Origin of the sequence: Paralteromonas sediminis, from assembly GCF_003820355.1 — a bacterium.
In the GTDB taxonomy this organism is placed as follows: domain Bacteria; phylum Pseudomonadota; class Gammaproteobacteria; order Enterobacterales; family Alteromonadaceae; genus Alteromonas_F; species Alteromonas_F sediminis.
The window spans coordinates 538,919-550,370 of record NZ_RPOK01000001.1; the positions used below are offsets into that span (position 1 = coordinate 538,919).

Annotated in this window: 13 protein-coding genes; 3 read left to right on the forward strand and 10 right to left on the reverse strand. The window is 46.1% G+C overall.

Going from position 1 to position 11,452, the window contains the following annotated elements; translation table 11 throughout:
* Window positions 1-16: 16 nt before the first annotated feature.
* The 3 genes from DRW07_RS02490 (at window position 17) to DRW07_RS02500 (ending at window position 3,677) form a co-directional block, all read left to right on the forward strand.
* A complete protein-coding gene (locus DRW07_RS02490; protein WP_124026296.1) occupies window positions 17-1,765 on the forward strand; it encodes a glycosyltransferase family 2 protein in 1,749 nt (582 codons plus the stop codon).
* Window positions 1,766-1,911: 146 nt separating this feature from the next.
* A complete protein-coding gene (locus DRW07_RS02495) occupies window positions 1,912-2,793 on the forward strand; it encodes a glycosyltransferase (protein WP_338067749.1) in 882 nt (293 codons plus the stop codon).
* An 8-nt stretch (window positions 2,794-2,801) separates the two neighbouring features.
* Entirely contained in the window at window positions 2,802-3,677 is an 876-nt protein-coding gene (locus DRW07_RS02500) for a glycosyltransferase family 2 protein (RefSeq protein WP_124026297.1), read from the forward strand.
* 58 nt (window positions 3,678-3,735) lie between these two features.
* Here the strand turns inward: DRW07_RS02500 and DRW07_RS02505 are convergent, their stop codons facing one another.
* Genes DRW07_RS02505 through gspG form a run of 10 tightly spaced genes read right to left on the reverse strand, consistent with a single transcriptional unit; the run spans window position 3,736 to window position 11,452 of the window.
* Window positions 3,736-4,203, reverse strand: a complete 468-nt coding sequence (locus DRW07_RS02505) for a ribonuclease E inhibitor RraB (protein WP_165870369.1) — start codon at window positions 4,201-4,203, stop codon at window positions 3,736-3,738.
* A 35-nt stretch (window positions 4,204-4,238) separates the two neighbouring features.
* Complete coding sequence (locus DRW07_RS02510) at window positions 4,239-6,293, reverse strand: type II secretion system protein D (protein WP_165870370.1); 2,055 nt, start codon at window positions 6,291-6,293, stop codon at window positions 4,239-4,241.
* A 49-nt stretch (window positions 6,294-6,342) separates the two neighbouring features.
* Entirely contained in the window at window positions 6,343-6,813 is a 471-nt protein-coding gene (locus DRW07_RS02515) for a hypothetical protein (RefSeq protein WP_124026300.1), read from the reverse strand.
* Between the two features lie 2 nt (window positions 6,814-6,815).
* Window positions 6,816-7,406, reverse strand: a complete 591-nt coding sequence (locus tag DRW07_RS02520; RefSeq protein ID WP_124026301.1) for a hypothetical protein — start codon at window positions 7,404-7,406, stop codon at window positions 6,816-6,818.
* Window positions 7,407-8,426 carry a hypothetical protein gene (locus tag DRW07_RS02525; RefSeq protein ID WP_124026302.1) on the reverse strand — a complete coding sequence of 340 codons (1,020 nt, stop codon included), beginning with the start codon at window positions 8,424-8,426 and terminating at the stop codon, window positions 7,407-7,409.
* 28 nt (window positions 8,427-8,454) lie between these two features.
* A complete protein-coding gene (locus DRW07_RS02530) occupies window positions 8,455-9,537 on the reverse strand; it encodes a type II secretion system minor pseudopilin (protein ID WP_124026303.1) in 1,083 nt (360 codons plus the stop codon).
* On the reverse strand, window positions 9,534-10,175 hold the full coding sequence (locus DRW07_RS02535) for a prepilin-type N-terminal cleavage/methylation domain-containing protein (RefSeq protein WP_124026304.1): 642 nt from the start codon (window positions 10,173-10,175) through the stop codon (window positions 9,534-9,536). Before DRW07_RS02535 ends, DRW07_RS02530 begins: the two co-directional genes overlap by 4 nt.
* A 2-nt stretch (window positions 10,176-10,177) precedes the next feature.
* On the reverse strand, window positions 10,178-10,609 hold the full coding sequence (locus DRW07_RS02540; RefSeq protein WP_124026305.1) for a hypothetical protein: 432 nt from the start codon (window positions 10,607-10,609) through the stop codon (window positions 10,178-10,180).
* Window positions 10,610-11,014: a prepilin-type N-terminal cleavage/methylation domain-containing protein gene (locus DRW07_RS02545; RefSeq protein WP_205665347.1), complete on the reverse strand. Its 405-nt coding sequence runs from the start codon at window positions 11,012-11,014 to the stop codon at window positions 10,610-10,612.
* Window positions 11,015-11,023: 9 nt separating this feature from the next.
* Window positions 11,024-11,452: a type II secretion system major pseudopilin GspG gene (gene gspG / locus DRW07_RS02550; RefSeq protein WP_124026307.1), complete on the reverse strand. Its 429-nt coding sequence runs from the start codon at window positions 11,450-11,452 to the stop codon at window positions 11,024-11,026.

Genomic DNA, 11,452 nt, shown 5'->3' on the forward strand with positions numbered 1-11,452 from the left:
CGGTGTCTGAGCCTTTATGATGCGCAGTCTGTTACGTTTATTATTGTTGTTATTCCGCAAGGTTTTACACAGTCTGCCAAATAGCTGGCGTGTCGCTTTGCGCCATCAACACGGCTTGATGACGCTTTATGCCAATGCGCTGCACTCATCCAGGCTATTTTATGGCATGCTGTCGGACAAGCAATTACAAGCGCGCTATGACAAACTGATCCCGACCCAAACTGTAAAGCTAACGCACTTGGATGCGAGTCTTTCGCAAGAGTTAACAGCCAATGTATTATTGGTGGCGAACCTTGAACAAGAGGTGGAAGAGAGCCTTAGGCAACTTAGCCAGGTCGACAGGGTTAATAAGATCTTCATTATTTCAAACGGCGACATCAGTGTGCCTCAACATGGCAACATGGCCGTCCAGGCTGTAGCATCAATAAAAGACTTTTCGGCTGATAATAAGCCTCTTATTGTTATTCGAAGCGGCGAATGCCTTCATAAACACGCTGTAGCGGGCTTTCTGTCTTATGCACGACCGCAAGATGCGAAAGCCGACATTGTCACATGTGACACAGATAGGCTCGACGAAGCAGGTAAACGCAGCCAACCAGAATGCTATCCGCAGTGGAACCCCGATTTACAGCTCTCAACGGGGTATATTAGAACGGGCATGTGCGTATTTGGTGAGGCACTGCAACTGTGCTTGATTGAATCTCTGTTGTCCTCCCAGCAAGTTTTGAGCATTGCCAGTTGGCTGGTAGAACAGTATTTCGACGGTGCGATGAATGTTGCACATTGCCCTGTCACTCTCGTGCACAAAGCGACGGAAACTGAGGGTAACTGGTTTGCCTGTTTGTCAAAAGCCGCAAGCCAGCATGCATGGCCTATACAAGTATTACCGAGTAAGTTTAATCACAATGCAGTAATACAATGGCATCATGACGCACAGCCATTGGTGTCAATAATCATCCCAACACGTAATGGCAAAGACCTGGTTAAAACGTGTATTGAGTCGATACTCACTAAAACGACCTATCCACATTACGAAATACTCTTAATCGATAATCAGTCTGATGATCAAGAAGCTGTCGCCTACTTTGCGCATCTCAATACAACACAGGAGCGCGTACGGCTTATACCTTACCCAAAACCTTTCAATTACTCCGCTATCAACAATTTTGCAGTGTCGCACGCCAAAGGCCAGTTGTTTGCCTTTGTGAATAATGATATTGAGGTTATCTCGCCAGACTGGTTATCTCATATGGTGAGTCATGCGCTAAGACACGATATTGGTTGTGTTGGCGCTAAGCTGTTTTACCCGAATAAACGGGTGCAACATGCTGGCGTTGTTATGGGCTATGGGGGCGGAGCAGGGCATGCGCACAAGTTTTTCCCTGACTATCACCCTGGGTACTTAAACCGATTGGCTTGCACCAATGCGTTTAGTGCCGTCACCGCGGCCTGTTTGCTGTTGCGTAAAGCGACATTTGAGCAAGTGGGTGGGTTTAATGAATCGGACCTTGCTGTGGCCTTTAACGATGTTGATTTGTGTTTGAAAGTGGCAAAGTTGGGGCTACGTAATTTGTACTGCGCTGAAGCAGAGCTGTTTCATTATGAATCCATTTCCCGAGGCAGCGAAAATACTCCAGAGAAACGGGCACGCTTTGAAAAAGAGTTAACGTATTTGCAGACGACCTGGCAGCACTATATCGATGCAGACCCTGCCTATAACCCTAATCTCACCCTTCGCAGAGAAAATTTTGCACTAAAGGAATAGTCTTTTAGACCACCACCTTCATTTTGTAACAAGTATTATTTAGCATTACCGCGTTCTAGTTTGCTATACTTGCGCCAATAAAAATATGCTGTGACCTATTAACAACGAAAAACAACGCGGTCGGCAGCACAAGGTGTAAATGTTAATTGAGTAATTCGTATACAATCAGTGGCGCTAGTGAGTCGTCAGGCCAGCCTGAGTCTGTTGTGGCCATGGCCGTCTATGCCGGTGACCGATTAGATTGGGTGACCAGTGCAGTAGAAAGCATCTTGGCGCAAAGTTATCGCGACTTTTTGTTTGTTATTGTTGTTGATGGTGTTGTGGATGACGCAATACACGCCTTTATCGAGCAGACTCAAAACGAAAACGCCAATGTTGTTTTGTTTAAAGGTACGCAGAATGTGGGCTTGAGTCAGTGCATGAACTACGTTATCGAGCATGTACTCAAGCAATGGCCAGATATCCAATTTTTCTTCAGAATGGATGCAGACGACATTTCTGTGGCGAATCGCTTAGCCAATCAGGTCGCATTTTTTAAGCAACATAACGACGTCGATGTATTGGGTAGCTCGCTGGTTGAAATTAACGAGCATGGAAAAATTGTGGGGCAACGATTATTGCCACTGCATCACGAGCAGATTCTAAAAGTGTTGCCCCGTCGCTGCGCGCTCAATCACCCAACAGTAGGTGTTCGCATGTCTGTTTTTGCGCAAGGGCACAGGTACCGAAGTGAACTGATGAATACGCAAGACTATTTTTTGTGGATAGAATTGTGTGCTAAAGGCTTTAAGTTTGCTAATTTGGCCGATACGTTATTGGAGTTTAGGCGGGTAAATGACTTTTATAAGCGTCGTGGGTTAAACAAATCGCTCAACGAGTTTAAAGCCCGGTTTTTTGCTATGAAGGCGTTGAATAGCCTAACATTACTCAATGTGACATATGCCTTCGCGGTTATTTTATTGCGTGTGATGCCTGCAAGGTTAATAAAATTAGCCTATAAGATTGACCGTTTCTTTTTAAATAGATGAGTTGTGATGTGATTGGTGCCGCTGTCGTTTTATACAAACCGGATATGACGCAAACACTGCGTCTACTTCGCGCTGTGAGCGAGCAGGTTGACGTGGTAACCATTATTGACAACTCACCGCACGTTACACCCATCGAGCTTGATACGGATAATATCCATTATCACCACTTTGCCAATAATATTGGTATAGCCGCCGCGCACAATATCGGCTTGCGCGACCTGATTGCTGCTGGCTGTGAATTTGCGATGTTGCTCGATCAGGACAGTGAAATAAACGAAGAGTTTGCGTTTCGGTTGTCATCTTTACTGGTTGCCTCTCGAAAGCAAAACCGCCCGTTGATTGCGGTTGGCCCACGCATTATCTGCTCATTCTCGGAAAAAACCGTTAAACCCAGAGTACAGCGTGAGGTGGCACGTTATGATGAACTGGTGTGTGTGACACAAATTATTTCGTCGGGCATGATGATTGACCTGTCTAAGGTCGAGCAGATTGGCCTTAAAGACGAATCCCTATTTATCGATGGCGTTGATCACGAATGGTGCTGGCGCGCCCGCGAGCAAGACCTCATGGTAGCCATTGCTGAAAAAGTGGAAATGGTGCACAAACTCGGTGATGCCAGAAGTAAATTCGCCGGGGTAACCTATAAAGTCGGCTCGCCAATCAGGCTGTATTATCAATTTCGCAATATCTTTTTATTACTCAGACGTGGGTATGTGCCAAACTACTGGAAGCTGCGTAATCTTTGTGTGTTGCCCATTCGTTTTTTTGCCAATAGCTTTCTTCAGGATAGGCGGCTTGAACGCATGAAGTTTATGCTGTGTGGCATTTGGGACGGTATATGGGGTGCCACAGGGGCCTATAATGATAATTGGAAGTCTCGTTAAATGTTCGATTAACTAAAAAAGGCCGCTATTAGCGGCCTTTTTCATGTATACATGCTCATTATTTCTGAGCTGTGGTGTCGTCGGGTTTATCAATGCTAAAACCGTCAAACGTACTGAGTTTGGCATATTCGGCCATTTTAAACAGTTGAGTGACTTCGTTTACAAAATCCTCTTCTGTATATTGATACGTTTTTTGAATGTACAGCCAGTAGTTGTCGCCACTCACATCACTCTCAAGAGCTACCGGCCAAAAGCCTAACGAATGTGCATATTGTGCAAAATCTTCCAAAGACGACATCATTTTAGCAGTGAAGCGAAATTCCCATTTATAATCTTTGGATAAATCTAGTCCTTTTTCACGGATCTCGGTAAATTGCTGTTTAAGCTGTTCTTCATCCATATGCCCAGCTAACATTAGTTCAGTGGATGCTTGTTGCTCCACTTGAATGTCAGTTTCGGTAACTGATTTGACTTTATCTTCTGCTGCATAAGCATTAATCGACAAACCTAAAAATAATATAGCCATTATGCGCATGCGTTGTTTCTCCGTATTGAACATAGTTAATCGTTATTTTCTGTGGTGGGATGCAAAGTTAATTGCTCTTTAAAGGCCTTGGTTACTGCCTCTGCATCACTATTATTCTCAATCACATAGGGAGCAATGAGCACCATAAGTTCAGTCCTGTCCGTACTTTTCCCGGTTGTTGTAAATAAATGACCCAGAAAGGGAATGTCACCAAAAAATGGTACTTTTTTCTCATCAGTGGTTTCGTTGGTCTGAATCATGCCTCCAACCAATACAGAACCACCGTCTTTAATACTCAATGTGGTAGACACACTGCGTGTGAAGATCGAGGGTGTAGTGGTCGGTGATGAGGGGTCAGCGGTTGAAGCACTCAACTCCTGAGATATTTTCAGGTCCACTTCACCGCCTGCGTAAACAACTGGGGTAACAGACAAAGAATTACCTGTCTTTCTATATTGTACCTGCTGTGTAACAGCCCCACCTTCCTGACTGGTTTGCGACTGCGTAAGGATAGGAATTTCATTTCCCACATTAATACTGGCTTCTTCCCCGCTTTTCACCACAATACGAGGGGTCTGTAGGATACTGACTTGTTTGTCGGTGGCTAACAAATTTAATACTGCCCGGGTATAACCGGATGAACTCAGTGGGAAATAGCTCAGTCCATTGCTGCCAATAGAAATTGAGTTGGCCGTGTTATCACCGAGCAGGCTCGAATTAGCATTGTTGAGTGCCCACTCAATACCAAAAGAGAAACTATCATTCAGTGTCACCTCTGCCACTATTACTTCAATCATGACTTGTAGTGGGCGCTTATCCAGGCGTTCGATAGCAGGCAACATGGTCACCCACTCAGTATTCGACCCGTAAAACAAAATAGCATTACGTCCTAAATCTACCACTAAATCGCCTTTTCTTTGCTGGCTTGATGAACCATTTGAGTTAGACGATTGCTGGTTGTTATTACCTTGAGATGTACCACTTAGCGATGATTGTGAAAGCAGACTATTAATTGCATCAGCTACATCTTGGGCAGAAGTGTTTTTTACCTCATAATAAAAAACGCTCTCCCCTTTTGTTTGCTTTAGGGGTTGATCCAGTTCGAGCGCCCATTCTTTTACGTAATCGAGCACCTCATTGTCGTTGGCAAATACAATAATGCTGTTGGTTTCTTCAATAGTGAACAAACTCACCGCACCGGGGCGACCTTGTGAGGCAAAATAACCTTGGGCTTGTAGCATCTCAGTCATTCGATTAGACAACACGTCTGCCCCTAAATAGCGTGGTTCAATACGTATGCTGTTGCGTCCGCGCATGAGTGGCTGGTCTACTAGTTTTACGACTTCAACAGCTTGTTTGACTACATCCAGTGAGCCGCGTAGCCATACCGCGTTGCGCTCAGGGTCTGAGCTGAACTTAGCATTTTGCCCTTCAAAGGCCTGAGCTAACCAGCCTACCGCTCGTTGTGACTGCACCACGTTTAAATCCATCAGATAAAATACCGGTCTGTGGGTTGTAGGCACAGAAGGAAGTGCCTCACCGCTTACCAGTATAGGAGGCTCTGTGCTTCTTCCTGATGGAGAAAACTCGACCCTGACTAGGCCTTCATCGTTGCGGAGTGCCACCCCATAAGCCTGCAGTACAGTTTGTATGGTGCGATAGAGATCTTTGGGCTTAAGTGGATCTTCAATACTGAGTGTGACTAAGTCTGTTTTATCTTCTAAACGTGGGTCAAGGTGATAAGATAGGCCTAACTGATTACTCAACACTTCATGCACAAACTGCGGTAACGGCAGGCTGGCTACATTCATGCTTATAGCTTCGCCTTCCATCGCCATCACATTGTCGAAACTAAGCGCGGTGGAAGGTTGCTTACCCACTGGAGGCTGAGGCACTCCCTGACTTATTCTTGGGCCATTTAAGTTATTGGTAGAGTTTGCGTTCACTTGACTGCTGTTCGCAGACGTAGCGTTGGGTTTATTTACCTCTAATGTTTGCGGTGTTAGATCGTAGTCACGTACCACAGAACAAGATGTTAGCGATAACACCGCAATTGTTAACAATGACTGTTTAACCCATGTAGCTTTCATATTCTTACATTGCATAATAATTTTCTGTTCGTCCGCTGTCGTTAGTCACTTATTGCTGTTCAAAAAAGCGCTTAACACTGCTTGTTCCGTTTTTAGTAAATTCAACTTGGCTTTTATTTATTTTTACCAGTACAGCACCATCGGGAAGGGTGTCCCCCTCCAGAAAGCGTTGATATCTGTCTTGCGTGTTTGATTTGGCGGCTATATCCACATCAATAATCGCCACCTTACGCCCGTTGTCTTCGATAATGCCTTTTAATGCCCATGGGGTGCTAGCCGTTGCTTCAACATCCTTTTTGGGAGTCAAACCCCACAAAGCATTCATGTCAATCTGCTTCATGGTGTTTCCTGAAGCCTGTTTATAGCCAAACGAAGCTGACTGCCAAGTACCGTCGCGGCTTTCTAACGCTATGGCATCCGTAGAGGGTGTTTGTGTTACCCAAGCTGCGGTAGCTGAAACTAGGCCAACTGCGGCAACAAGCACCATCCATTGCATGCTAAATAATGCTCTAAAAGACATGATCAGGAAGACCTCTCAACCTGAAAGTAGGCGGCAATCACCAGCTTGTGTACTGGACGGGTGCGCTGGGCAATTTCCATACTCTCAATAATAATTTTCTTTTCGTTAGACTCAATTTTTTCCAGCAGCGCCATGCTGTTTTTGGCCTCAAAGGTAATATCGATCTGCCCAGCAATTCTGTAAATACTATCTTGTCCTTCAATCATAAAAGGTTCTTCAAGCCGAACTTGGGCATTGCTGAACCCGCTTTGCGTGGTCCACTCGTTTAACGTTTGTAGCAAGGTCGCCTTTGCAATACCTGCTGATTCAGCCTGCCAAAAATAACGTTCAATTTGGGTACTGGTTTCTTTCGCTTTTTCAGCGCGTTCAAACCAGGCTGACTCATTGGCAGTACGCAGCACTCTGGCCTCACGCTCAAGGGATTTTGTTATCTCATTGTCTAAAGAAAGCTTATAGTCGTGCAGTACCAAAGCTGGGTAAACCAGCACTATAAATAGCATAATCCAAAGACTTACGCGCAAGCGAACATTGGACGCTATTTGCTGTTTAGCTTCAAGCCATTGCTCGGTGAACTGTTCCTTGAGTGCGTCCATTTACCCAGCCCTCTGTATGTTCAAAGTAAACTTGTTTTGCGCATTGTTTCGCAATGAAGACACTGAAACACTTTGTATCCAGTCCAGCTTTTCAAACTCTTTCACCACATCAAGGGTATTAACCTTGCCCTCTGAAATTATTTCTAAACTGCCGCCTGAAAAGTCCCAGCCTTTCAAGATAAGGGTATGCCGGGTAAGTACTTTTGCCGCGTCGGCCATCATGGCACCTTGCGACGGATAGTCAATCAATTCGATTAAAGAGGCGGCTTTATTGTTCAAGGTTTCAGCTTGCGAACGGGCCGTTAAAATGCTTTCCACGTCCTGGGCTGCAGCCTCACTTCTGTCTTTTACCTGTTGCAGTGAGATGGAGGTAAGTACTGTACTGGTGATAACCCACAAATAAGCGGCACTTAGACAGCACAACATGAACAGCAGCAAGCTATGCTCCCAAGGGAGTTTTTGTACGATTGACCAGTTTTTGCTTTTTGCCCCCCACGGTATGCTTAGACGCTCAGTGGTGTTGCTGTCAGTGGCATGCAGACAAAGCTGCTGTAGCCTGTCCCAGTCAAGCTTGTTGGCAGTAGGTTGTTCGATTGATCGTAAAAACAAGGTAAAGCGGGCATCCGCCGGTTTGTTGGCAAACCATTTTTCCGCTACCAGATTGCCGTTATTCCATAGCTGAAAGGTAAAGCCGCCATCTACGGATGCCTGCCAGCAAGCCACTGTCTCGCTTTGTTTGGGATAATAGACAGATTCAGGTAGTGTCGATATAGCCTGCACGCCCACTTCTTCAATGTGCTGGTCGACTTTGTCCTGATCCCAGGCCCATACCCCAACTATATTGTCAAACCACACTGCATGGAAGCCAGTTTTGGCAAAAGGTGCCCAGCGTTTTACCAAAAGTGCAAGGGCGTCTTCCTTATTTTTACTCGGCAGTGCTGAAGTGGGGAAAATTCGATAGATGCACTGGCTCCTGCCCACTATCCATTGAGCACGGGTGGTTAACTTTTCCGGGAACATTATGTCCCCTGCTGCCTGAATATAGTGGCTAGCGGAAAAGGTCTGTTTGAGGTTGGCGGGGTTCAACAATGGCTTCTGATTCCGATATTGGCACAACTATATCTCTACTGATTATCCATGGAGAGTCACCAGCATTCGTAACGGACAGGAAGTGTACATCAATTTCCCGTTTAAGTCTTGCATCTGGGTACCAAAATGACAGGCGTAAATCACGGCTTGGGGTAAGCCTAATCGTGTCGAAATAAGGGTATAGGTTTAACCCTGTTCGTTGCACTATTTCGTTGATATTTAAATAGCTTTTTTCTTTTCTCTCTTCTATGAGTAACTGGGCATCTTGCTCAGATAACCCAAATGCTATTTGCGCCACTAGGGCGGGTACCGCATTAACATTATAATGCGTTGATTGAAGCGCGGCTGTCACGGACAGTAAGTCATCATTTTTCCACAAAGGCTCTACCCCTTGCCAATCCAGTACACGAACGAGCTCCTGACGGGAGAGCAGGCCCGCATTAGCAGGTGGTGCCAGGCCGCCCTGGGTATATTGGAATGCCTCGGCCCCATTGGGACGTAAGCCATCATCAATATCTAGGTAGTCAAGGAGAATTGTGCTAAGCCTGCTGCGCAGGGCTGGCTCTACATCTAGATGGGCTAATAACGATTCACTGTGCACCGGCGAACGTGAATTTAAAGGAATCAACCCACTCAAATCCTGAATGGAAAATCGTGTATCAGCGACTCCCGAGTAGACGGTACTATCAACCTTAAGCTCATTGCCTGAAACGGTAACTTGTTTGGCGCCCAGGTCGTCCACGGGAACATTGGCGAAAAACTCTTCTAGTGAAATCGATACCTCACCGCCGCCAGTGGATGTTGGGGCTGGGGTAGTGATACCGCCTGGCGTGGCGCTTTGTGTGGCGGTAATATATAAAAGAATCGCTTTTGTCGAAGCATTGTGTAGCGCCATTTGTGTTTTTTGATTTTGACTCACCGCCGTATTCAGGCTGTTTTCAACCCAGAGGGCAAATGCGCCGACCATAAGGACCAATATTGCCATCACCCAAATGGCGGCAACTAGAATAAAGCCTTGTTGAGATTGCGGAGACGTTTTCATAGTGAGTCATCTACAGTGGGTAAAGCATTACTGCTAATAGAGACATACCAGAATAAGGGAGTGTCTTTACTGGCATCCATTAACACCACACCACTGGGTAAGGCTTGTTTGGGGGCTGTTTGGTTAAAAAACGCTTCAAACGGTAAGCCGTTGTCGCTTAGGTCAGCGGGCCAACGATCACTGAGCTGGCCCTTATCATCCAGGTAACGAAAAACGGGCTCTTCTTCCATCCATGTCATTATGGGCACAGCGGGCTGTTCGTCCTCGGCGTACAACAGTTGAGTGCGGCCGCCTTCGGCTTCTAGGCGCCATTCAATGTTTGAGGGTAAGCCCGTTTGGGCAAACAGAGGCTGTAACGTGAGGCCACTAAATGACTGTTCGTCGCCCGTAAAACTGGCATTGTCATTGGGACGACCTCTGTGTAGCGCGCGAACTGTTAACCTAAACCATTGTTCTCTTAGTTCAGTGTCTTTTACCTGCACCAATTGGGTGCGAATACGTTCTTGTAGTCCCATCACAAAACTAAAGCCCTGCATCATTAGTGTGGTGATCAGGCTGACTAAAATCAGCACTACCATCATTTCTAACAGGGTAAAGCCGCGTGCTTTAGGGAATGTTCTACCTTTCACAGTATTCATGGCTATAACGGTGACTCCAATAAACCCCGATACCCGACCTGCACCACTTCAAATTGGGCTGCTTTCCCCGTGACATCTGTTAGGGTAACTGAAACGCGGTATAGGCCAAGCTCAAAAGCCGTATTGCCGCCCGTCATACTTTTTCCACGTTTGATGGGTTCAATGAGCGCTGCATCCCATTGTAAGGTAACGCCACCCAGTTCTTGTATGCCGGAAGGTCTGGCCATTACGTTGATATCTTCAATAAATTCAGTCACATTGCGCTGTGTGACATTGCGCAGCGCGTTCTCTTCGATTTTTGAAACAGACAACAGCAAATTACTGATCCAGGAGAAGGTGGTCATACTTAGCATAGTCACAAGAAGCAAGGCCACAATCGCTTCGAGCAGCGAGAACCCTTTTTCAAGTTTTATGGTGCGACCTTGCATTGGCATTTATTGCACCTCAGGGCGGCACATGGGGGCCTCAAGCGTGACTCTAAGCTCACGATCACCGCGTGTAAAAACAGCTTCACCGCCACTACAAAACCCCAGCGGATTATAGATAATCTCTGACGATGCGCGGGTATTTAATTCCCACCCATTTGGAAGTTGCAATAGCGAGGCAGAATCAGAATTTATATTATCTGCGCCAATATCTAATAATGAAAACGCTCGGCCCTGTTGATACACTGCAAAAGGCAGACTCTCCAGCTGATAAAGAATATCGTCCCGCTCTAGCGAAAAATTAACCGAGTCATACATTTGTAGTAGTCTTGGGGTGGTCAACCCCATCAACAGCCCCATAATGGCTAGCACCACCAGTAGCTCTATAAGGGTGTAGCCGCGGTGAGTTCTCACAAACAACACTTACCTTTCTGCAATATCACCGATGTCCGCATCATAGTCTTCACCGCCTAACTGACCGTCAGCCCCAAAAGAATACAATTCAAAAGGACGATTTTTGGTTTTTTGTGTCGAGTACTGATAAGGCCTGTCCCATGGATCGAGCGGCAGATCGCCGTCCAGATAAGGCCCATCCCAGTTGGGGTTAGCAGGCGAACTGTTGTTGACCAGTAGCGACAGCCCCTCTTCGGTGGTAGGGAAGCGGTTTATATCCAAACGCATGGTTTGCAGTGCACCCCGCAGCATAGTGATTTGTGCTTCTGCAGTTTGCACTTTGGCTTTGTCTGCTTGTTTGAACACACGAGGGCCGACTAAGCCCATTAATAGGCCAATAATCACCAAAACCACAATCATTTCGAGTAGCGTAAAGCCCCGAGACTTTGTATTTCTCAT